The organism is uncultured Streptococcus sp. (genome assembly GCF_938036805.1).
Taxonomy (GTDB): domain Bacteria; phylum Bacillota; class Bacilli; order Lactobacillales; family Streptococcaceae; genus Streptococcus.
In genome coordinates this window covers 1-20,252 of sequence record NZ_CALHWC010000092.1, presented here as the reverse complement: position 1 = coordinate 20,252, position 20,252 = coordinate 1, and the positions used below count along the sequence as shown (strand labels likewise).

28 protein-coding genes and 1 tRNA gene are annotated in these 20,252 nt (G+C 42.9%); 25 read left to right on the top strand and 4 right to left on the bottom strand.

Annotation, left to right across the window (positions count from 1 at the left end; translation table 11 throughout):
• Nucleotides 1–383: 383 nt before the first annotated feature.
• From Q0191_RS03840 to Q0191_RS03820, 5 genes are all read left to right on the top strand, one after another.
• On the top strand, nt 384–578 hold the full coding sequence (locus Q0191_RS03840; RefSeq protein ID WP_297663999.1) for an aspartyl-tRNA synthetase: 195 nt from the start codon (nt 384–386) through the stop codon (nt 576–578).
• Between the two features lie 11 nt (nt 579–589).
• A complete protein-coding gene (locus Q0191_RS03835; RefSeq protein ID WP_005590740.1) occupies nt 590–796 on the top strand; it encodes a helix-turn-helix transcriptional regulator in 207 nt (68 codons plus the stop codon).
• A 168-nt stretch (nt 797–964) separates the two neighbouring features.
• Nucleotides 965–1,318 carry a PspC domain-containing protein gene (locus Q0191_RS03830; protein WP_297663996.1) on the top strand — a complete coding sequence of 118 codons (354 nt, stop codon included), beginning with the start codon at nt 965–967 and terminating at the stop codon, nt 1,316–1,318.
• A 15-nt stretch (nt 1,319–1,333) separates the two neighbouring features.
• Nucleotides 1,334–2,077 carry a DUF3169 family protein gene (locus tag Q0191_RS03825; protein ID WP_297663994.1) on the top strand — a complete coding sequence of 248 codons (744 nt, stop codon included), beginning with the start codon at nt 1,334–1,336 and terminating at the stop codon, nt 2,075–2,077.
• A gap of 29 nt (nt 2,078–2,106) precedes the next feature.
• Nucleotides 2,107–2,667 carry a DUF3267 domain-containing protein gene (locus tag Q0191_RS03820; RefSeq protein WP_297663993.1) on the top strand — a complete coding sequence of 187 codons (561 nt, stop codon included), beginning with the start codon at nt 2,107–2,109 and terminating at the stop codon, nt 2,665–2,667.
• 189 nt (nt 2,668–2,856) lie between these two features.
• On the opposite strand, the gene ald is transcribed toward Q0191_RS03820, so the two are convergent.
• Nucleotides 2,857–3,969, bottom strand: coding sequence for an alanine dehydrogenase (gene ald, locus Q0191_RS03815; RefSeq protein ID WP_297663990.1), 1,113 nt, complete (start codon nt 3,967–3,969; stop codon nt 2,857–2,859).
• Between the two features lie 175 nt (nt 3,970–4,144).
• Between ald and Q0191_RS03810 the strand changes: the two genes are divergently transcribed.
• Together Q0191_RS03810 and Q0191_RS03805 are read left to right on the top strand one after the other, a co-directional pair.
• Nucleotides 4,145–4,714, top strand: a complete 570-nt coding sequence (locus tag Q0191_RS03810; RefSeq protein ID WP_297663988.1) for a GNAT family N-acetyltransferase — start codon at nt 4,145–4,147, stop codon at nt 4,712–4,714.
• A gap of 49 nt (nt 4,715–4,763) precedes the next feature.
• Nucleotides 4,764–4,836: transfer RNA gene (locus tag Q0191_RS03805), tRNA-Thr, on the top strand.
• 73 nt (nt 4,837–4,909) lie between these two features.
• Here the strand turns inward: Q0191_RS03805 and Q0191_RS03800 are convergent.
• From Q0191_RS03800 to Q0191_RS03790, 3 genes are read right to left on the bottom strand one after another with little or no spacing between them, the layout of a single operon-like run.
• Nucleotides 4,910–5,968 (bottom strand): tyrosine-type recombinase/integrase, encoded by a 1,059-nt coding sequence (locus Q0191_RS03800; RefSeq protein WP_297663986.1) that lies wholly within the window; start codon nt 5,966–5,968, stop codon nt 4,910–4,912.
• Nucleotides 5,969–6,013: 45 nt separating this feature from the next.
• Nucleotides 6,014–6,436 carry a hypothetical protein gene (locus Q0191_RS03795; protein ID WP_297663983.1) on the bottom strand — a complete coding sequence of 141 codons (423 nt, stop codon included), beginning with the start codon at nt 6,434–6,436 and terminating at the stop codon, nt 6,014–6,016.
• Nucleotides 6,423–6,908, bottom strand: coding sequence for a hypothetical protein (locus Q0191_RS03790; protein WP_297663981.1), 486 nt, complete (start codon nt 6,906–6,908; stop codon nt 6,423–6,425). Before Q0191_RS03790 ends, Q0191_RS03795 begins: the two co-directional genes overlap by 14 nt.
• Nucleotides 6,909–7,059: 151 nt before the next feature.
• Here Q0191_RS03790 and Q0191_RS03785 point away from each other — a divergent pair, with 151 nt between their 5' ends.
• The 18 genes from Q0191_RS03785 (at nt 7,060) to Q0191_RS03700 (ending at nt 20,192) form a co-directional block, all read left to right on the top strand.
• Nucleotides 7,060–7,266, top strand: coding sequence for a helix-turn-helix transcriptional regulator (locus tag Q0191_RS03785; protein ID WP_297663979.1), 207 nt, complete (start codon nt 7,060–7,062; stop codon nt 7,264–7,266).
• A 407-nt stretch (nt 7,267–7,673) separates the two neighbouring features.
• On the top strand, nt 7,674–7,895 hold the full coding sequence (locus Q0191_RS03780) for a hypothetical protein (protein ID WP_297663977.1): 222 nt from the start codon (nt 7,674–7,676) through the stop codon (nt 7,893–7,895).
• Nucleotides 7,896–7,900: 5 nt separating this feature from the next.
• Nucleotides 7,901–8,224: a hypothetical protein gene (locus Q0191_RS03775; RefSeq protein ID WP_297663975.1), complete on the top strand. Its 324-nt coding sequence runs from the start codon at nt 7,901–7,903 to the stop codon at nt 8,222–8,224.
• 29 nt (nt 8,225–8,253) lie between these two features.
• Nucleotides 8,254–8,484, top strand: a complete 231-nt coding sequence (locus Q0191_RS03770) for a hypothetical protein (RefSeq protein WP_297663973.1) — start codon at nt 8,254–8,256, stop codon at nt 8,482–8,484.
• Nucleotides 8,485–8,487: 3 nt separating this feature from the next.
• Complete coding sequence (locus Q0191_RS03765) at nt 8,488–8,682, top strand: hypothetical protein (RefSeq protein WP_297663971.1); 195 nt, start codon at nt 8,488–8,490, stop codon at nt 8,680–8,682.
• A 2-nt stretch (nt 8,683–8,684) separates the two neighbouring features.
• Nucleotides 8,685–9,965, top strand: coding sequence for an AAA family ATPase (locus tag Q0191_RS03760; protein ID WP_297663969.1), 1,281 nt, complete (start codon nt 8,685–8,687; stop codon nt 9,963–9,965).
• A gap of 3 nt (nt 9,966–9,968) precedes the next feature.
• Nucleotides 9,969–11,105: an ATP-binding protein gene (locus Q0191_RS03755; RefSeq protein WP_297663967.1), complete on the top strand. Its 1,137-nt coding sequence runs from the start codon at nt 9,969–9,971 to the stop codon at nt 11,103–11,105.
• Between the two features lie 45 nt (nt 11,106–11,150).
• On the top strand, nt 11,151–11,576 hold the full coding sequence (locus Q0191_RS03750; RefSeq protein WP_125447524.1) for a hypothetical protein: 426 nt from the start codon (nt 11,151–11,153) through the stop codon (nt 11,574–11,576).
• A gap of 2 nt (nt 11,577–11,578) precedes the next feature.
• Nucleotides 11,579–12,316 carry a hypothetical protein gene (locus tag Q0191_RS03745; protein WP_297663964.1) on the top strand — a complete coding sequence of 246 codons (738 nt, stop codon included), beginning with the start codon at nt 11,579–11,581 and terminating at the stop codon, nt 12,314–12,316.
• A 12-nt stretch (nt 12,317–12,328) separates the two neighbouring features.
• Nucleotides 12,329–12,889 carry a hypothetical protein gene (locus tag Q0191_RS03740; RefSeq protein WP_297663962.1) on the top strand — a complete coding sequence of 187 codons (561 nt, stop codon included), beginning with the start codon at nt 12,329–12,331 and terminating at the stop codon, nt 12,887–12,889.
• A gap of 10 nt (nt 12,890–12,899) precedes the next feature.
• On the top strand, nt 12,900–14,483 hold the full coding sequence (locus Q0191_RS03735) for a DEAD/DEAH box helicase (RefSeq protein WP_297663960.1): 1,584 nt from the start codon (nt 12,900–12,902) through the stop codon (nt 14,481–14,483).
• Nucleotides 14,484–14,486: 3 nt separating this feature from the next.
• Nucleotides 14,487–15,218 (top strand): site-specific DNA-methyltransferase, encoded by a 732-nt coding sequence (locus Q0191_RS03730; protein WP_297663958.1) that lies wholly within the window; start codon nt 14,487–14,489, stop codon nt 15,216–15,218.
• 14 nt (nt 15,219–15,232) lie between these two features.
• A complete protein-coding gene (locus Q0191_RS03725; protein WP_297663955.1) occupies nt 15,233–17,506 on the top strand; it encodes an AAA family ATPase in 2,274 nt (757 codons plus the stop codon).
• Between the two features lie 244 nt (nt 17,507–17,750).
• On the top strand, nt 17,751–18,152 hold the full coding sequence (locus tag Q0191_RS03720; protein ID WP_297663953.1) for a RusA family crossover junction endodeoxyribonuclease: 402 nt from the start codon (nt 17,751–17,753) through the stop codon (nt 18,150–18,152).
• Nucleotides 18,149–18,376: a hypothetical protein gene (locus tag Q0191_RS03715; protein WP_297663951.1), complete on the top strand. Its 228-nt coding sequence runs from the start codon at nt 18,149–18,151 to the stop codon at nt 18,374–18,376. The genes Q0191_RS03720 and Q0191_RS03715 overlap by 4 nt, the downstream gene beginning before the upstream one ends.
• On the top strand, nt 18,373–19,053 hold the full coding sequence (locus tag Q0191_RS03710; protein WP_297663950.1) for a DUF1642 domain-containing protein: 681 nt from the start codon (nt 18,373–18,375) through the stop codon (nt 19,051–19,053). Before Q0191_RS03715 ends, Q0191_RS03710 begins: the two co-directional genes overlap by 4 nt.
• 245 nt (nt 19,054–19,298) lie before the next feature.
• On the top strand, nt 19,299–19,697 hold the full coding sequence (locus Q0191_RS03705; protein WP_297664001.1) for a hypothetical protein: 399 nt from the start codon (nt 19,299–19,301) through the stop codon (nt 19,695–19,697).
• Nucleotides 19,698–19,772: 75 nt separating this feature from the next.
• A complete protein-coding gene (locus Q0191_RS03700) occupies nt 19,773–20,192 on the top strand; it encodes a DUF1492 domain-containing protein (RefSeq protein ID WP_297663949.1) in 420 nt (139 codons plus the stop codon).
• Nucleotides 20,193–20,252: the final 60 nt, after the last annotated feature.

Genomic DNA, 20,252 nt, shown 5'->3' with positions numbered 1-20,252 from the left:
GTGGTAAACCAGACATGGCCATGGCAGGAGGAAGCAACCAAGCGAAAATCCAAGACTTGTTGGATGCCGTAGCAGGTAAATTGTAGTATGTTTTTTAAGATCAGGATTCAGTCCTGGTCTTTTTCACTTCTTTTTTTGTAAAGGATCCAAGTCTTTCTGACAAAAATATTTATTTTTTTGACAAATATACTTGTCAAAAAGAAAAGAATCTGTTACAATGTATTTAAGTTAAGAAGAAAAGATAAAAGGAGGGACTAATGGAGATACTGTTTTGGTGTCTACTTCCGATATTTTCTGGTTTGTGGCTGATATCATCCAGTGAATTGAACAAGGTGAAAAGGAAGTTGAAACGTTTAGAGAGAAATAAGGAAAGGAGTGGAGAAATGTCACGTTTTTTTAAAGAAATGATTGGGAAAAAACCGATCATAGTCGGTGAACTTTTCGGGACAGATTGCTGGGAGGTAGTTGATGCCGATGACGATTGGGTTAAGCTGAGGAATACTAATAAAAAGGGTCAAGCAAGAATCAAGCTCATGCGCATCGACGATATCAAGTCTGTTGAACTGAAAGAAAACTGAGAGGTGTTGTCATGAAGCTGAAAAATCGACTCAAAGAGCTGAGGGCTAGAGATGGGCTGAATCAAACTGACTTAGCCAAGAAGGCCGGCGTGTCGCGGCAAACGATTAGCTTGCTGGAGCGGGATGAATACACGCCCTCCGTGGTCATTGCTCTCAAAATTGCTCAGATTTTCAACGAAAGTGTCGAAAATGTCTTTCGCCTAGTGGAGGAAGAGTAGGCCGTTAGGAGTAATCAGTTGCTGGAGAAATTTTATGCTAGCCATCTTGTCTTGAAGACTAGTAAGCGAGTTCTGTATCAGAGTAGTACTTGAGCTAATCCTGATAAGCTGTGTAAGTATATTAGTGCTTTTCCGCAAGTGACGGAAAGTAAAACAAGGAGAAAAACAATGCAAGAATTTATGGAAAATTTTAAAGTTAACGAAGAACAAGCAAAAATTGCTGGTGTCTGTGCAGGTTTGGCGGATTATTTTGGGATAAAGGTAGCTTATATTCGTCTGATCTTCGCAGTTGTAGTGCTGGCATCAACTGAGTTAGGGATTTTTGTAGCCTTGGGCTATGCCTATCTGGCAGGATGGTTCCAAAAGGATTATTTGTGGAATAAAATGAGCAAAAAAGTCAGAAATCACTTTATTTTTCTGATGACAGTGCTGATTATTTTACCTTTATTTGGCCGTGAAATACTGGAACCTGCCTCTGACTTTATTAGTCAAGTCATGGCTTGGCTGACTGCGCTTATTTAAGTATAGGAGAAAACAATGTCAACAAAGAAAAGAATATTGAGAAATATCGGCATCTTCATTCTTGCTGCTATATTAGGAGGAGGAGTAGTCGGTTTTATAATGACTCATTTTGAGCATTTCTCTTGGCCGACCGTCTTAAATGTTGAACTGCTGAAGAACATTGGTCGAGCGAGTTTGATCATTCTCTATCCCGTAACCTTTTTCTTGCTCTATCAGACGCATAAAGTTCACGGGGCTTACCAGAGAGAAGAAGATGATGATAAAAGCTATGAGCTCTATCGTCAAACTTTTAAAACCCTAGAATATGCGACGATTTTATATAATATTTCGTCTGCTCTGACTCTATTCACCCTCTTTGTAGGAGTGAGCTACCTAGGTCCGCTACTAAGGTCAGAAACGGCGATTCACATTCCATTTTATGATATTGCACTGTTTCTTGCTTTGATTTTAGGTCAAATTCTTGTATTGAAAACCACTCAGAAGGTTCGTCAATATAAATTATCTGCTATGCCAACCATTGAGGAGATGAAGGACTATGCGCTGTCCTATGATGAAGGGGAGTTGCAGGCTCATTATGAACAAAGCTTTTTGACCCTCTTCAACCTCAATCAGCGCCTCATTCCAGGCCTTTATGTCTTGCTCTTTATTCTTGGAGCTGGGACACCAATGCAGGTCGCTTCTGGTATGATTGTTTTAACCATTATTTTTGTCTATATCAATGCGGAGTCTTATCAAGCAGTTAAAAGATATTTCAAATAAGCTGTTTGTCGGCTCAAAAGGAGTTCATCATGAAATTAATCAAAAAAATCAACTTTATGGAAGAAAAGAAATATGTAATCGGTCTAAATGTAGCGGGGCTCTTGCTGATTTTTCCTTTCTCCATGCTTTTTGCGAAATTGACCCAGTTAATATTCCGAGCTGATCATTATGATTTTTCGGGTCTAGATCTGGCCTATTTGTTAGTTTTTACCTTTATCCTTGTCATCATCCATGAGTACATCCACGGTTTCTTCTTCAGGTTTTTTAGTAAAGGGAAAGCCAAGGTTAAGTTTGGTTTTAAAAATGGGATGGCCTATGCGACTAGTCCAGGAACCTTCTACCATCGTAAGGACTTCTTGGTCATTGGTTTGGCTCCCTTTGTTTTGATTAGCTTGCTTCTGACCTTGTTGGCCATGCTGGGCTTGCTCAGTTCAACTCTCTACATGCCTTTAGCTAGTCTTCATGCAGCAGGCTGTGTTGGTGACTTTTACATCGCTTTGCTGTTGTTGGGGCAGACTGATGATATTCTGGTCGAGGATACGGAGGTCGGGATGAATCTTTACCAGAAAGAAGAGCCTAGTCAGGAATAGGAATCACTGGTATTATATACTTCTTGTGAAATAACTATTAAAGAGTAATATATTTGATAATTTAAAGATTTGGAGCAATGTTGATTTTGCCTAAATGGATGGCAGTGTGATACCAAATTCAAATTTAAAACAAATGAAACCCGAAGGACTAGAAGTTCCTTCGGGTTTTGTATATAAGAGGAAAAAAGATTAGACAAGTTCGTCAATAGAGGTGTAATCGAGGTTCAAGCCTTCTGCAACAGGTTGGCTAGTGATGTGGCCATGATAAGTTGTGACACCTTCCCGCAATCCAGCGTCGTCTGCAATAGCTTGTTTGAAGCCTTTGCCAGCCAAGGCTTCGATATAAGGAAGGGTGACATTGGTCAGGGCGATGGTAGAAGTGCGAGCCACGGCACCAGGGATATTGGCTACTGCATAGTGGAGAACACCGTGTTTCTCATAGACTGGCTCATCGTGGGTTGTCACGCGGTCAGCAGTCTCGATAACGCCACCTTGGTCAACGGCCACGTCAACAATAACAGAACCGGGGCGCATTTGCTTCACCATATCGTCAGTCACCAGTTTTGGAGCCTTAGCACCAGGAATGAGCACAGCTCCAATCACGACATCTGCTTCACGGACGCTTGCCTCGATGTTAAATGGATTGGACATGAGGGTTTGGATTTGGTTGCCAAAGACTTCTTCTAGTACGGATAAACGTTTGGCACTAATATCGAGAATCGTAACTTGAGCGCCTAGTCCCAGAGCGATACGGGCTGCATGAGTTCCTACAACACCGCCTCCGATAATGGTGACTTTACCTTTTGGCACTCCGGGGACACCGCCAAGGAGAACGCCAGATCCGCCTGTTTGCTTGGTTAGGAAATGAGCTCCGATTTGAACCGCCATACGACCAGCAACCTCACTCATAGGTACTAAGAGTGGTAGTTGTCCTTGTCCGTCACGTACAGTCTCGTAGGCTACCCCGGTAGTTTTAGCAGTTACCATAGCTTGGGCTAATTCGGGAGCAGCGGCCATGTGCAGGTAAGTGAAGAGTAGGAGGTCCTCACGCAAGTACTGATATTCAGTTTCCAACGGTTCTTTAACCTTAACAACCAACTCAGCTGCCCAAGCTTCAGCAGCAGTGGCAACGATTTTTGCACCTTGCTTTTCATAGTCTGCATCTGCAAAGCCAGATCCAAGTCCAGCATTTGTCTCGATCAGAACCTGATGGCCTTTTCCTACAAGGCTGTGCACACCAGCTGGCGTCAGGGCAACGCGATTTTCATTATTTTTAATTTCTCTTGGAATTCCGATTAACATATAGCTTTACTCCTTTTTCTGACGCTAGGATCTCCGAATACAGGACTACAAAGGAACCTAGGTCAATTATTGTGATGTTTTCATTTTAAAGGAAACTGTCGCAAAAAGCAAGAAAAAAAGGATTGTTTTAGTCAGGGAATTATGCTATTCTGTTAAGAAAAATCAGGAGGAAGAGATGGAAAATATCTATGTTAAACTGAGCCAACATTCCAGATTTGAGACGGAACGATTAATCTTGCGCCCAGTGACTTTGGATGACGCACCAGCCATGTTTGAATATGCTTCGGATGAGGAAAATGTTCGCTATACCTTTGAGGCTAACAAAAATCTAGAAGAAACCCGCAATAATATTGCCTTGTTTTACCTAGCTAATCCTTTGGGACGCTGGGGCATCGAGCTGAAGGAGACTGGCGACTTTATCGGGACGATTGACCTGCATAAGATCCGCTTGGATTTGAAAACGGCAGCTATCGGCTATATTATCAATAAAAAATACTGGAATCAGGGCTATACGACGGAGGCCAATCGGGCGGTGCTTGAGTTGGCTTTTGAGGAAATCGGGATGAATAAAATTGTAGCGCTGCACGATGCGGATAATCCAGCATCTGGTCGTGTCATGCAAAAGTCAGGTATGATTTTTTCGCACGAAGAGCCCTACGCAGCCATGGACGAGCATGAGGAAGGGCGCATAGTGACGCGGGTGCATTATTATCTGACTAGGGACCAATATTTTGCAAAAAAATGAGAAAGAATATTGACAAGTATCTATCTACATGATATAGTAGATAGGTAATGCTGATTTAGCTCAGTAGGCAGAGCGCATCCATGGTAAGGATGAGGTCGCCGGTTCGATCCCGGCAATTAGCATAAATACACAGAAGAAACCCTTGTAAATCAAGGGTTTTTGTTATATTCTCCCAAAACTCGCCCAAAATAAATTTTAAAACAAGCTTCTTACTTTATCCTCTGAGCGGTCTTTGACGGCGTCCAGCTGGTGAGCGTAGACCTTGAGTGTGGTCGTCAGGTCTTTGTGACCAAGCAGCTGGGAAATGGAAATTAATTCAATCCCCTGGGCTATCAGGTAGCTGGCAAATGTATGCCGCAAGGCGTGGATATGGACATTGCGACCGACTATCTTTTTTAAAATCTTGTTTGCAATTGTATTTGAAACCCCGAAAAACAAGCGCTGTGATTGGTTTGGTTCGTAGGTTGTAGCGATATAATCTTTTATGTAGCTGGCTGTTTGCCGACTAATTGGCACTGTCCGGACCGAGCTTGGGTTTTTGGTCGGCATAAAATCGGAACTCTGGACCGAGTTGAAAGTCTTATTTATGCTTATTTCTAATTGTTCGTAGTCTACATCATTCAGGGTCAGTCCCTGGGCTTCTGCAAAGCGCATGCCAGTAACTGCGATAAGGTAGATGCAGAAATAGGTCTTGATATCTCGCTTGGCCTTGGTCGCTTCCAGGACATGCTGATACTCTTCCATGGTCAGTAGCTTGGTCTCCGGATCATAACCCTTATTTTCAGACTTGACCAGGGCGAACTCACAGAAATTCCTTTTGATGATTCCTTCGTGTACCGCCATTTTAGCGCAGGCTTTGACGTGGGCATGGAATTTTTCAACAGTCTCCTGGGAATGCGTAGCCGCAAAGTCATTGATGACTTGCTGGTAATGTGTGGCTGTGATGCTGGTTAGTTTAGCCTGGCCAAAGTATAGTTTAATCTTGGCTGCAGTATAGAGATATTTCTTCCAGGTCACGGCTGATACATTAGGCTTCTTATGTACCTCTGACCACTTTTGGTAATACTCTTCTAGCGACTGGTCCCGATTGATAAACAAGCCGTCCGATAGCTCTCTTTCGACTTCTGCGGCCGCTCTTTGAGCGTCAGCCTTAGTACGATACCCCCGCTTTGATTTCTGCTTATATGAGCCATCTAGGGCCTTGTAGGATATGCGGTATTCCCAAGAGCCGTCTCTTTTTCTAAAACTTGCCATTGTGTATTCCTTAAAATTTTAGCAGACATAAAAGCCTGCTTACGTTTATTTATTTGTAGTGAAGGTGCGTCCGCAATTTTTGCAATGCCATTGTAACCTGCCTTTTTTGCCTGCGAATCCTGCCAAACTCCCAACCCCGCCAGCTAACAAGGTACCGCCCACGGCTTTACCAAACGAAAATCCTTTGCGTTGTTGCTGCATGAATTGGACCTCTTTAGAACGGCAGTAAGGACACTTGACAACCCCAATATCCGCCACAATCTCTTTTAATTGCTGTCTAGCTTCTTCTCTGACCTCCTTAGGCAATGGATGACGAATCTCAAAGACTAACCGAATAAGTAACAATACAATCTCCACTAACAATCCTAGAAACAAGGGTGGGAACAAAAAACCTAGAACGAAGCTTCCAACTCCGACTCCGACTAGCATTTGCCCTGAAATGTACCAAGGAACTTCAACATCTCTCACGATATCCACCTCCTTTCGTGTTTGACAAAATTTTATTTTGCTCTTCCAGTAATTCAATGATTTTATCTAATTTATTAACCGTTTCTATTTGGGCATTCAGCAACGAGCGCGACATTTTCACGTCAGCTACACTAAGAGCTTTCATGCTATCGTTGTGGTTATCTTGCTTTTTGCAATCTCCACCAAAATTATAAGTGTTTGTATTTCCACTTCCACCCGACAGACCATTCACACCGTGATTGTCGCCTAATATTATGTTGTTTGATTTGTTAAAATCCCCATCAACTAAGGTTTCTGGACTTATGTTTAAAGCCCTGCAAATCGCAAATACCGTCTCAGCTTTTGCATTCAACACCCCCCGTTCAAGAATTGAACGAACTGTTGTATACGGGATTTCATTTTCGATTGAAAAATTTCTCACGTTTCCGGATTTTTCTTCTATCATCTCTTTTAATTTTTCTTCAATTTCCAAGAGAAACACCTCCGTTTTTGTTTTGTTTACTATATGATACTACAATAAATTGTATATGTAAATAAAAAAAGTTAAAAAAATCGTATTTTTTTGTTGACAATGTACGAAAATTAGTATATACTAAAATCATCAAATAAAGAAAGGGGCCGAAATGAAAAATATCGAATTGGTCAGAAAAGAAAAGAATGTAAGTCTTGTCGACATCGCTGATCTTCTTGGCGTTAGATACCAAACTGTCCGAAGCAAAATCAACGGGGATTCTGACTTCACTTTCGGAGAGACTGTTGTAATCAAAAAAACATTCTTCCCGGAATACGAATTAGAATACCTTTTCAGCGAGCATCAGACACCGGCTTAATTTTTTTACCCAAATGTACGAAAATTAGTATATTTTAAACAGAAAGGAGTAGCATGGATGACGGAATTATCCTGTCTTTCGTCAATAAAATAAAAGACGGCGTGCGATCAGCGCTTCTGGAAATCACACAACAATTTGACATTGAGAATGCTCTGCCGTTGGAATTAACCCAGCAACAATGTATGAAGATGCTAGGCTGCTCAACGACAACTTTTGAGCGATACACGTGTTTTAGTGATTTCCCGGTCATTGACAGAGGCAGAGGCACACAATTGAGGTACCCGCGAGATGCAGTACGAGTTTGGTACAACGACAATTGGCAAAGATTTTGAATAAAAAAAGCTACCGACAAGATTGTCGGCAGCAAACCAAAATATTTACTTAATTATAGCAAAAGGAGTGATTAGATGCAAAATATTGAACAAAGACGCCTAATTTTAGATTGGGAGCGTGATAATTGGATGTTGGGCAATATCTACAAGAACAATCTAGCTAAGAAGCCGGTTGAAGTCGTTAAAAACGAGCTAGCTGAGCTTAAGAAGTCAGCAGAAGGCGTGTCTTTTGAAGTTGTGCCACGAGGCGGTAAGCTGATCGGTGGCGACAAGATTGTAACGTTTAAGAAAGGATGAAGAAAATGAGCAAAATCATAAAAATTGAAACAGCAAAACAATTAACTGCTGAAGCGCGTGATCAAATCGGTCGGATGGCTTCTGACGAAGCAATCAAAATCATCAACACTTGGATTCGCAAAGAGGCGAATTTAGGAGGGAAAAGCATTAGATTTAGCCACAACGAAATTAGAAACGCTGTGGATGATAATATTAAAAAACACTATTTTAGTTTGGATGATGTTATCGCAAAAACGATTACGCGGTATTGGTTAGCAGGATACTCAGGCAGCAAGAAATGTATCCCATCAGGAATTTGTTTCGAAATTTCGTGGGGTGAAGATAAATGAGTCTAAAAGATCTAAAAAGACTGGTCCTGTTGCAAGTAGTCGCAATCGTACTACTGGTCATCGCTGGCGTGCAGACGATTGACAAGCAGAATCGGCAAATCCACGAGCTGCAGGAACAGATTGCCGATAATCGCGAAAGTATTCGCGTGCAGGCTGATACTAACAAACGACAGGACATGATGATTAACAAACATAATCAGATGTATTACGAGTTCCAACATTGGAAAGCAACAGGAGAAACGGATTTTCCGGGAGGGTAAGAAATGAACATTGAAATGATATTAGGGATTGGCTTACTAGTCAGCGTTGGTCTGCTAGTAATGAATATGACAATTAGTACAGCGATCATCAATCGCCTGAAAGAAAAAAATAATTATTATCGTAGCGCGAAATATCGCTTGGAAATGTTTGAGCAAGAATTAGCTTTGCGAAACCAAAAAATGAAGACTGGAGAATAACAATGGTCACAATCAATAAACTCGAAATTGAAAACGTCAAGCGCGTGAAAGCAGTCAAGCTAGAGCCGTCTGCAACTGGCTTGACAATCGTCGGAGGAAATAACAATCAAGGTAAAACAAGCGTGCTGGACGCGATTGCTTGGGCGTTGGGTGGTAATAAGTACAAACCTAGCAAAGCGCAGCGTGAAGGCAGCATGATACCGCCGAGTCTTAAAATCACGCTCTCAAACGGCCTAATTGTGGAGCGTAGCGGAAAGAATAGCACTCTCAAGGTCATTGACCCTAGCGGAAATAAAGCGGGTCAAAACTTGCTAGACAGCTTTGTAGAGGAGTTGGCCATCAACTTGCCGAAGTTTATGGAGCAGACCAGCAAAGAAAAGGCTAAAACTTTGTTGCAAATCATCGGAGTAGGTCCGCAGTTGGCTGAACTTGAAATGCAAGAAAAAGCCAAGTATGACGAACGCCATGCAATCGGTGTGATTGCTGACCAGAAGGAAAAGTTTGCTAAAGAACAGCCGTACTATCCAGATGCACCGAAAGAGCTAGTCTCTATCGCTGAACTCATTCAGCAACAACAAGCTATTCTTGCAAAAAATGGCGAGAACGCCCGCAAGCGCCAGAATTTGGTAGTTATCCAAAATCAGCATGCTTCAGCAGTTGCAGAAGTTGAACGACTGGAACAATTGCTGGCTGATGCAAAAGCGAAAGAAGAGCAGCTAGCACAAGACTTGGCTATCGCAAATACCGACGCTATGGATCTTCTCGATGAATCAACTGAAGAAATCGAAAAGAACATTGCAGAGATTGACGAAATCAATCGTAAAGTTCGAGCTAATTTGGACAAAGATAAGGTAGAAGAAGATGCCAAGGGTTATCGCGAGCAATACAAGGAACTTGACAATGTGATTGCTGACATCCGCAAGCAGAAAACAGACTTGCTCACAAACGCAGACTTACCATTGCCAGGCTTGTCCGTGGATGATGGAGAATTGCTCTATCTTGGCCAGCGCTGGGATAACATGTCTGGTAGCCAGCAATTACAAGTGGCGACTGCTATTGTGCGCAAATTGAAGCCAGAATGTGGATTCGTGCTAATCGATAAGCTGGAACAAATGGATCAGCAGACCTTGCAAGAATTTGGGGCATGGCTTGAGCAAGAAGGACTGCAAGCAATCGCGACACGAGTATCAACTGGAGATGAATGTAGCATCCTGATTGAAGACGGGTATAGCGTTAAGCCAGAGGTGGCACAAGCACCCAAAACATGGCAAGGAGGATTTTAAAACATGCAAATCACAAGAGGAAAACGGGCGCGAGCTCAAAAGGTAGTTATCTATGGTCCTGAAGGAATTGGCAAGTCTACGTTTGCTGCTGAATTTCCAAATCCAGTCTTTATCGACACAGAGGGCTCAACCGATAACATGGACGTAGCCCGATTAGACAAGCCGACAAGCTGGACTATGCTCGTCAATGAGATCGCTTTTATCAAGGCTAATCCGACAGAATGTGGAACACTTGTCATTGATACGATCGACTGGGCGGAGTCCATGGCAGTAGCTGATGTCTGCGCGCAACATGGAAAGAAAGGAATTGAAGACTTTGGCTGGGGTAAGGGTTATACTTATGTCCAAGAAGAAATGGGACGTTTCTTGAATAGCTTGTCTGACTTGGTTGATATGGGTATCAACGTGGTCCTGACTGCGCACGCTCAGATTAAAAAATTTGAGCAACCTGACGAGATGGGGTCTTACGACCGTTACGAGTTGAAGCTTGGCCAAAAAACAGGGTCTAAAACCGCACCGCTCGTAAAAGAATGGGCAGATATGGTCCTATTCGCCAACTACAAAACCTTGGTCATGACAGCCGAGAACGGCAAGAAGAAGGCACAAGGTGGCGAGCGCGTGATGTACACTAACCATCGCCCAGCTTGGGATGCCAAAAATCGTCATGGATTGCCTGATGAATTGCCATTTAATTACAGCGGTATTGCTCATATCTTTGCAAGTCAACAAGTGCAACCTATCCCGCCGCAACCTCAAGCAGTCGTTCCGGCACCTCAACAATCCACGCCAGAGCCACAGCCACAGCCGACACAAACGGAATTACCAATTGACATGTCGCAAGTAGCAGCTAAACCGCAAAATAGCGTCCCTGAGGAGCCACAAGCTCAAGCTGAACCAACACAATCAGCGCAATATCATGCAAGTTTGCCAACTGGTCTGACAGACCTCATGGAGCAAGGCAACGTGACAGAAGAAGAACTGCAGAAAGTGGCATACATTCGCGGTCATTTCCCGCTGGGCACACCAATCGAAAACTTCCCTCCTGATTATTGGGATATGATTGTCGCACACTGGCAGGCAACCATGGAAGTTATTCAAAACCAAGTACGAGCTGAGCCAGATTTGCCCTTCACGGTGTAGATTCTGGGAATTAGAAATCATAGCGAAATACAACAAGGAGTATCTATGAAAGATAAAACTATTAAAATCGATTTGTCGAAAATCGCAAATACTGCCTTACAAGAAAAGGTTGACAAAGAACTTGAGAAAGTTCTTGAGAACATTCTGGATCTCAATACAGAAGCCAAGGCGACTCGTAAGGTCACTATCACACTGACTATGTCAACAGATGATGAGCGTACTGTCGTTAAAACAGGTATGGAAGTCAAGTCCACCCTGGCACCTCAGAAAGGTGTCGCAACGACTGTCATTGTCGGCCGTGATGATACTGGTAAAATTCACGCAAATGAGCTCAAGAGTGGCATCCCTGGTCAGACTTACTTTGACGATAACGGGGATATGCGAACGGACACTGGCGAACTAATCGAAAAAGTGGAACAGCAGGAAAAATCTAAAATCATTGATTACAATCAAAAGAAGGCAGGTAACTAACCATGACAGAAAATCTCAAAGAAGCATTATCCTATACAGTCGAATTGGCAGATCGCGAAAACAAAATCATCAAGTCTGAAACAGGCCGGGAATACTACGACAGCAGCCGTCATAGTTTGCGTGAGCTGCAGCCGCGGCAATATGCGCCGGTGCTTAATTTGCGAACACTGCGCAGTCTGGTAGACTACCTCAAGTCTGACAATGATCTTATCAATCAAAAGCGAGTTGTTGTAGTTATCGAAAGCTCGCAGAAGGTATCTGTATATGACCAAGTAGACTTTGAATACGGACAACGCAATCAACTTGTTTGTATTCAGGCTGCCGTACCACGAATTCCTTTTGACAACTGGCACGATCAGGAAGAATTTAATATCATGCTACAATCTATGTTTATTGACGACACAGATCGTAGCATTGTGCTTGACTTTGCTAGCCACTTGAAAATCGAAAAAGGTGCTGAAGTCCAAGACAACGGTGTTAGCCAAATAGCGACTGTACGGGACGGTGTAGCAAGCCTAGCACAAGCTAAGACTCCGAATCCAGTAACTTTGCGGCCATATCGTACTTTCAACGAAGTAGAACAGCCTGCTAGTCAATTCGTTTTCCGCATCAACAAATCGGCAAATCTGGCGCTCTTTGAAGCAGATGGAGGCAAGTGGCAGCTGGAAGCTATCAGTAATATTGCAGATTATTTGACGAAAGAACTTGCAGGAAACGACAAAATCACAATTTTAGCATAAGGAGAAAACAACATGACACAACAACAATACAATAATTTTGATCACGAAATTGGATGGGAAGACACGATTGAAAAAGACTCGGATTTCGTCCTATTGCCTGACGGATTGTACCACTTCACGGTCATTGGCATGGAACGTACACGCCACACACCAAATCCACAAAATCCCGGCAAATTGCCAGCATGTAACAAGGCTATCGTTAGCATCAAAATCGTCGCTAACGAAGGCGAAACCGAACTGCGCCACAACCTATTCTTGCATAGCACAACTGAAGGAATGTTATCTGCTTTCTTTGCTGCAATTGGCCAAAAGAAAAAAGGCGAACCACTTCGCATGAACTGGAATACCATCATTGGCGCAACTGGTGTATGTAAAGTCGGAACTCGACAATACAATAACAACAATTACAACGAAGTTAAGTCTATGCTCTATCCTGAAGACGTGGACTATACAAAAGTGTTGAACCAGCAACCGCAAGGACAAACTACACAACCAAGCTACCAACAACCGCAGCAGCCAAACTTTGCGCAACAACCGCAAGCACAAGCTGGATACCAAGCCGGGCAATTCTAGGAGGTAAGGGATGCAATTAAGACCTTATCAACAGGAAGCACGGGAAGCTGTACAGGCTGAATGGGCTAAAGGTCGCAAGCGCACGCTCTTAGTATTACCGACAGGATGCGGGAAGACGATCGTCTTTTCCAAAATCATCGAAGACCAAGTGAAAGAGGGCAAGCGTGTGCTTGTCCTTGCTCATAGGTCCGAATTGTTAGAGCAGGCTAGCGACAAGCTAAAGACTGCGACCGGGCTCGGTACAGCCTTGGAAAAAGCGGGAAATACCTCTATCGGCTCATGGTATCGGGTTGTGGTCGGTTCTGTTCAGACCATGCAGAGAGAGAAAAGACTTAGTCAATTTCCTCCTGACTGGTTCGATACAATCGTAGTCGATGAAGCCCATCACGCTATCTCAGATGGTTATCAGCGCGTCCTTGGATACTTCGAACAGTCCAATGTCCTCGGGGTAACAGCGACCCCAGACCGTGGAGATATGAAGAATCTTGGTTCTTACTTTGAAAGCTTGGCCTACGAGTATTCACTAGTTCAAGCTATTAAAGAAGGCTATCTGTCAAAAATTAAAGCTCTGACAATTCCGCTTAGCTTAGATTTATCAAACGTCAGCATGTCAGCGGGCGACTTTAAAGCCAGTGACGTAGGGACTGCACTAGACCCATATCTGGAGCAGATAGCTGACGAAATGGTCAAGCAATGTGCTGATCGTAAAACAGTCGTATTTTTGCCACTAGTAAAGACCTCGCAGAAGTTTCGCGACATCCTAAACGCAAAAGGCTTTCGTGCTGCTGAAGTAAATGGAGAGTCCAAGGATCGTGCAGAAGTCTTAGAAGACTTCGAGAATGACCGCTACAATGTGCTTTGTAATTCGATGTTACTGACTGAAGGCTGGGACTGTCCGTCTGTAGATTGCGTAGTCGTATTACGACCTACTAAAGTGCGGGCGCTGTATAGTCAGATGGTGGGGCGTGGGACTCGCTTGCATCCAGGCAAGGAAGAACTGCTTTTATTAGACTTCCTCTGGCACACGGAACGCCACGAGCTATGTCGACCAGCGCACTTGATCTGTGAGACTCCAGAAGTCGCTCAGAAAATGGTTGAGAATATGGAAGAGCAAACAGGCGTCATGCTTGACCTTGAAGATATGGAAGTTAAGGCAGCTGAGGATGTTGTCGCTCAACGTGAAGAAGCCTTGGCCAAACAATTGGAAGAAATGCGCAAACGCAAACGCAAGCTAGTAGATCCATTGCAATTTGAAATGTCTATCCACGCTGAGGATTTATCAAATTACGTTCCAAATTTTGGGTGGGAGATGGCGCCCGCTAGCGATAAACAAATTAAAGCGCTTGAGAAATATGGAATCTTTACAGACGAAATCGGCAATGCCGGTAAAGCTAATCTCTTGCTGGATAGATTGCACAAACGCCAATCTGAAGGCTTGACTACGCCAAAGCAAATTCGATTTTTGGAAGGCCGTGGTTTTAAAGATGTCGGCATGTGGCAGTTTGACCAAGCCAGAAATATGATTGATCGCATTGCTGCAAACGGCTGGCGATTGCCAGCAGGCGTGCGACCAGCTGAATATGTGCCGGGGTGATGTATGGAACTAAATACAATCTACAACGAAGATTGCTTAGTCGGTATGCAAAAAATCCCTGACAAGTCAATCGACATGATATTGTGTGATTTGCCTTATGGTACGACTCGAAACAGCTGGGACAGTGTACTGCCGTTTAATAAGCTTTGGGAACAATATGACCGAATTATCAAAGATAATGGCGCGATTGTACTGACTGCACAAACTCCGTTTGATAAAGCGCTAGGAGCGAGCAAGCCAGAATGGTTGCGTTATGAATGGATTTGGGAAAAATCCAATGCAACAGGACACTTTAACGCCAATCGAATGCCGTTAAAGTCGCATGAGAACATTCTTGTGTTCTATAAAAAATTGCCAGTATACAATCCGCAGTTTACTTACGGAAAACCGTACAAGGCAACCTATAGTACGCATAGCAGCAACTATGGAAAGCAAAAGGATGATATCGAAACTGTGAATGATGGCTATCGTTTCCCTAGAAGTGTATTATTTTTCAACAACGAAAAAGACAATTTTCACCCGACGCAGAAGCCGGTTGAATTGTTTGAGTACTTGATAAAGACATATACCAATGATGAGGGGGTAGTGCTGGACAACTGCATGGGCAGCGGAACTACTGCGATAGCCTGCATTAACACTAATCGCAACTATATCGGTTTTGAAATTGATGAAGAATACTATCGCAAAGCCATAGATAGAATCAACAGTCATGTGTCGCAGATGACATTATTTTAGACAAGGAGAAAAAAGTGGCAGAGAATGATTTTAACTTATTGCCGTTGCTGGATTATATCAATCCTGCCACGGTAGACTACCATACTTGGGTGAATGTGGGTATGGCCTTGAAGCACGAGGGATATACAGCATCTGACTGGGATAATTGGTCACAAAACGATAGCCGGTACAAGAAATTTGAGTGTTTTAAAAAATGGGATACCTTCAACGAAGAAGCAGGAACGATCGTGACTGGTGCGACTATTACTCAGCTAGCAAAAGAAAATGGCTGGGTGTCTCAATCTAGCTACGATAGCGAGAATGCGCATGAATTAGACTGGAACGATACTATTGACCGCGACTATAAGGTCATTGACAAGAATTGGATAGAAGGCAAGGAGATCCACGAGCCGACTGTTTGGAATCCGGTACAGGAAATCATCAAATACCTTGAAACGCTTTTCGAAGCTAGCGAAAATGTAGGCTATGTGACTGAGTGTTATCCAAAGACTGATGATGAAACAGGCGAGATCATCAAGTGGTTACCTACAAAGGGAGCGTACGACCGTACAGCTGGACAGCTTATTAAAGAATTGAGCCAGTGCAATGGCGATATCGGTGCAGTGCTAGGTGACTACCACGAAGAAGCTGGCGCATGGGTTCGTTTCAACCCAATGGATGGCAAGGGCGCTAAAAACGAAAATGTGACAGATTTTCGCTATGCGCTGGTTGAATCGGACAGCATGCCAATCGACAAGCAAAATGCCATCTACAAAGAACTTGAATTGCCGATTGTTGCTTTGGTCCATAGTGGGAACAAATCCCTGCACGCTATCGTGAAAGTAGATGCTGGTAATTACGAGGAATATCGCAAGCGGGTTGATTATCTTTACAAGGTCTGCCAAAAAAACGGTATCGTAGTTGATACCCAAAACCGAAATCCAAGTAGACTATCACGCATGCCGGGATTTATCCGAAATGGGCAGAAGCAATTCTTGGTGGATACTAACATTGGTAAGGCCGATTGGGATGAATGGTACCAGTACATCGAGGACTTGAATGACGACCTGTCTGATCCGGAAGGGTTAGCTGACAGTTGGGATAACTTGCCAGAGTTGGCTCCTGAGCTGATTAAAGGTGTCCTTCGTCAAGGTCACAAGATGCTGATTGCCGGTCCTTCTAAAGCCGGTAAGTCATTTGCTTTAATTGAAATGTCAATCGCAATCGCAGAAGGTAAGAAGTGGCTAGGCTGGGATTGTACGCAGGGGCGTGTTTTCTATGTCAATCTGGAACTAGACCGTCCATCTGCCTTGCATCGCTTCCGTGATGTCTATCAGGCTATGGGATTGGCACCGCAGAATATCCAGAATATCGACATCTGGAACCTTCGTGGGAAGACTGTACCGATGGACAAGCTAGCACCTAAGCTCATTCGTCGAGCTTTGAAAAAGAATTATATCGCAGTCATCATTGACCCGATTTACAAGGTGCTTACTGGTGACGAGAACAGCGCAGACCAAATGGCGCACTTCACCAATCAATTCGATAAGGTTGCTACAGAGCTAGGCTCTAGTGTTATCTACTGTCACCACCACTCTAAAGGTTCTCAAGGTGGCAAGAAGTCCATGGACCGTGCCAGTGGTTCAGGTGTATTTGCTAGGGATCCTGACGCACTTATCGACTTAGTCGAGCTGGAAGTATCTGAGGAATTACTGACTCAGCGCCTGAATCAAGCAGCGTGCGAGGTTTACAAACAGGCCTTGCAAGAGCGAAACAATGCCTATTACCAGCAAAATGTGGGCTTAGATGACCTTCTGAGCCCCGCGCAAATGCGAACGCACTTTGAAAAAGGTATTCCTGATGTCATGGCTCGGGCGCCGTACACAGACAAGCTCGAAGAAGCTCGCAATAAGATCCAGATAGCGACTGCGTGGCGAGTTGAAGGCACGCTTCGAGAGTTTGCCAAGTTCAAGCCAGTCAATATGTGGTTCAATTATCCAGTGCATGCGCTTGATGAAACTGGCGTGCTTGCGGATATTAAGCTGGAAGATGATAAACCGAGCTGGCAAAGAGCTAAAGAAACTCGCAAAAAGAATGCGAAGGAAGATAAAAAGCAAAAGCTGATAGAGTTTGACGAAGCTATCGAAAATGCAAATTATGGTGAACCACCATCAAAAGAAGATGTAGCTGATTATTTAGGTATAACAGTTAGAACTGTCGAGAGACGAATAAAAACATCTAAAAAATATCAAATAGATAAAAATACAGGCAATATTATCCCTGTAATAAAATCAGCGACAGAACCGTAAATTTCTGGTCGTGTCCTAATAACGACAACACTATAAAAATACGGTAGTGTCGTTGTCGCGACAGAACCGCAAAATACGGTGGTGTCGTGCGACAGACAACTATATATTATATATATAGATAATGTCCTGTCGTCCATCATGTCCATACCTGTATAGACAGGGTTGCTTAAAACGCACCCTGTCATATACAAGGGTCATGGACTAAAAGCGAAATTAAAAAAAGAAAAGGAGTGCATTTTTAAAAATGTTTATTGAGTTCTTTTTACCGATGCAAAAAATCCCGACAACAACCCACCAACAAAAAAAGGTAAATGTCCAATTTGGGAAGCCAATCTTTTATGAGCCAGAGGATCTGAAAAATGCCAGAGCGAAATTTGAAAGCTTGCTTGCGCAGCATGTGCCTCCTGATAAAATTAAAGGAGCCGTTCGACTGACGGTTAAGTGGTGCTTTCCTCGTATCAAGAAAAGCTACGACGGCCAGTACAAGACCACAAAGCCAGATACGGACAATCTGCAGAAGTTGCTCAAGGATTGCATGACACAACTTGGATATTGGCAAGACGATGCACAAGTGGCCAGCGAAATAGCAGAAAAGTTCTGGGCAGACACAGTCGGGATCTATATCAAGATTGAGGAATTGCCATGAAAATCAATTATATTGATTTCTTTAGCAGGGTTATTCCAGAATGGATGGCGCGCAGCAATCAGAAGAGTCAAGAGGTCGGTTTTGGATCAGATGCTTATTGGCTATGGGCAGTGTCGTCAATCGGAGAAATTTGTAAACAATACAATGATGATGAGCTGGTGACTGAGCAATTCGGTCTGCTCTTTAGCTGGCTAGAAAAACAAGCGGGAGGAACAGGAAAATGAATAAGCAGGAATTAGTTGAAGAAATCAAGAAACACGCAATTTATCATTGCGGAGAAAAAGAATGTTACAAAGAAGGATGTACACAAGTGGTTGACTTGGGATTGGTTTTAGAAATCGTTAATCAACTTGACGAACCATCTTCCGGGCATGCTGAAGAAGCGCCACGCTATGTCAAGAACGTACTAGCTCGATTGCGAGAATTGCCATTACATGACAGAGAAGTTTGGTTGAAAGCTATCATGAGCGAATTTGAACGGGATTTCAGCCATGCGATATGGCGTGAAGGATATGAACAAGGTAAGTTTGAGGGCATGCTTGGATATGAGAAAGTTACAATTCCTCAATTTGTTGCGGATTGGTTGAGCAACCTAAAAAGTGGCCTGTTTGGGTTAAATTACGACTCAGTACCAAGTGAAATTTATGATTGGGTATATGCTACAAAAGATAATCTCAGAAAGTTGCATTTAGCGTTTGTTTATGGCTACGAGGTCGAGAAAGAGAAGCGATATTTGGTGAAGATTAGAGCGACAAAACACTACTTTGCTAAAGATGGAAATCGGAAAATATATTTTTCTCTAGCATACAAAAGCTGTTTTACAAAAAAAGAACTCGAAGAAGCGGGCTTCGGCTGGGTTTTCTCTTGCGAGGGTGTGGAAGTTAAGAAGGTGGAAGAATGAATCAACTTATTTGTCCGAACTGTTATTCGACATCTTCAATGCATCATCACACTGATTGGAATCATATTGATAATTCGACTGGCTTACAAAAGCCTGTCAGCATCATGCTATGTCTAGACTGCAAGACGCTATTCATTGATGATCGAACTTGGTAAGATAAATATATATATATGAAAGATAAAATTGAGGAAAATGAAGTTGTGGGCAACATCTACGAAAATAAAGATATTTTGGAGGAAGAAAAAATGAAAATCAAAAAAATTGTAGCAGTTATTTCAGTATTAAGTGTATTGTTATTATTGACTGCTTGCCGTGAAAGCAAAAAGGTTTCTTACAACGTCAGTCAAGAAGCAGATAATTTCAACATTGTCCGTCGCGTGGCAGTTATTAACACTCAAACAGATAAAGTTGAGTTTGAGGTCATTGGACGCATTTCTGTAGAGACGGAAGCAAACGAAGGCAAACGTCTTGAAATCTTAGTTGAGACTGCAAAGGGCGTTTACAAGAAACACATGGTAAATCTAACAAGTTGGAATATGTATGTCGTAGAAGACCTTGAAGGCGCTGAAGTAGATCAGTACAAATATGAGGTCAACTACATGCCTGAAAGTATTATCCCGTTTAAAGTAACGAAAAAAGACTAAATAAAAAAGCCAAGGCACTCTCTTCCTCAGCTAAAATCACAATAAGATTATTATATCACAAAAAGGAGACAGAGAGTGAGCAAAGCGAAGGCTATTTTAAAGGATTTAAGAAACCTTGATCTATATATTGCAAGTTTGATTAGACGAAGAGCCAAGGTTGAAGCCTCGCTCTTGTCTAGTCAGAAATTTTCGGCCGATAAAGTTTCGGGAGGCGTTAAACGTAAGCAAGATGATATCTATGTCGAGCTGTTGACGGCCAAGGAAGAAATAGAGCAGAAGACCGCTGAAGCGATCAGAAAGCAAAGAGAGCTGCAGGGGTTGATTGACTCTCTGGATAACACGGATAGTCAGGCTATATTGAGTTTGGTTTATATCGATAAGATGACGAGATGGCAAGTCATGGATGAGTTGAATTGTAGTGAGAGCACCTACTTTCGATTGTTGCGTATAGCAACAAAGGAGTTAGATGCGGTGACAGCATTTGACAGTAAATGACAGTAAAAAAAGTATTTGACAGTGCATGACAGTTTTAACGTGCTATTATAGTATCATCAA

Excerpts from the sequence above, each read along its gene's own strand:
- Q0191_RS03840 (WP_297663999.1), top strand. The coding sequence starts at position 384 with ATGTCACGTTTTTTTAAAGAAATGATTGGGAAAAAACCGATCATAGTC.
- Q0191_RS03835 (WP_005590740.1), top strand. The coding sequence starts at position 590 with ATGAAGCTGAAAAATCGACTCAAAGAGCTGAGGGCTAGAGATGGGCTG.
- Q0191_RS03830 (WP_297663996.1), top strand. The coding sequence starts at position 965 with ATGCAAGAATTTATGGAAAATTTTAAAGTTAACGAAGAACAAGCAAAA.
- Q0191_RS03825 (WP_297663994.1), top strand. The coding sequence starts at position 1,334 with ATGTCAACAAAGAAAAGAATATTGAGAAATATCGGCATCTTCATTCTT.
- Q0191_RS03820 (WP_297663993.1), top strand. The coding sequence starts at position 2,107 with ATGAAATTAATCAAAAAAATCAACTTTATGGAAGAAAAGAAATATGTA.
- ald (WP_297663990.1), bottom strand. The coding sequence starts at position 3,969 with ATGTTAATCGGAATTCCAAGAGAAATTAAAAATAATGAAAATCGCGTT.
- Q0191_RS03810 (WP_297663988.1), top strand. The coding sequence starts at position 4,145 with ATGGAAAATATCTATGTTAAACTGAGCCAACATTCCAGATTTGAGACG.
- Q0191_RS03800 (WP_297663986.1), bottom strand. The coding sequence starts at position 5,968 with ATGGCAAGTTTTAGAAAAAGAGACGGCTCTTGGGAATACCGCATATCC.
- Q0191_RS03785 (WP_297663979.1), top strand. The coding sequence starts at position 7,060 with ATGAAAAATATCGAATTGGTCAGAAAAGAAAAGAATGTAAGTCTTGTC.
- Q0191_RS03780 (WP_297663977.1), top strand. The coding sequence starts at position 7,674 with ATGCAAAATATTGAACAAAGACGCCTAATTTTAGATTGGGAGCGTGAT.
- Q0191_RS03775 (WP_297663975.1), top strand. The coding sequence starts at position 7,901 with ATGAGCAAAATCATAAAAATTGAAACAGCAAAACAATTAACTGCTGAA.
- Q0191_RS03765 (WP_297663971.1), top strand. The coding sequence starts at position 8,488 with ATGAACATTGAAATGATATTAGGGATTGGCTTACTAGTCAGCGTTGGT.
- Q0191_RS03760 (WP_297663969.1), top strand. The coding sequence starts at position 8,685 with ATGGTCACAATCAATAAACTCGAAATTGAAAACGTCAAGCGCGTGAAA.
- Q0191_RS03755 (WP_297663967.1), top strand. The coding sequence starts at position 9,969 with ATGCAAATCACAAGAGGAAAACGGGCGCGAGCTCAAAAGGTAGTTATC.
- Q0191_RS03750 (WP_125447524.1), top strand. The coding sequence starts at position 11,151 with ATGAAAGATAAAACTATTAAAATCGATTTGTCGAAAATCGCAAATACT.
- Q0191_RS03745 (WP_297663964.1), top strand. The coding sequence starts at position 11,579 with ATGACAGAAAATCTCAAAGAAGCATTATCCTATACAGTCGAATTGGCA.
- Q0191_RS03740 (WP_297663962.1), top strand. The coding sequence starts at position 12,329 with ATGACACAACAACAATACAATAATTTTGATCACGAAATTGGATGGGAA.
- Q0191_RS03735 (WP_297663960.1), top strand. The coding sequence starts at position 12,900 with ATGCAATTAAGACCTTATCAACAGGAAGCACGGGAAGCTGTACAGGCT.
- Q0191_RS03730 (WP_297663958.1), top strand. The coding sequence starts at position 14,487 with ATGGAACTAAATACAATCTACAACGAAGATTGCTTAGTCGGTATGCAA.
- Q0191_RS03720 (WP_297663953.1), top strand. The coding sequence starts at position 17,751 with ATGTTTATTGAGTTCTTTTTACCGATGCAAAAAATCCCGACAACAACC.
- Q0191_RS03715 (WP_297663951.1), top strand. The coding sequence starts at position 18,149 with ATGAAAATCAATTATATTGATTTCTTTAGCAGGGTTATTCCAGAATGG.
- Q0191_RS03710 (WP_297663950.1), top strand. The coding sequence starts at position 18,373 with ATGAATAAGCAGGAATTAGTTGAAGAAATCAAGAAACACGCAATTTAT.
- Q0191_RS03705 (WP_297664001.1), top strand. The coding sequence starts at position 19,299 with ATGAAAATCAAAAAAATTGTAGCAGTTATTTCAGTATTAAGTGTATTG.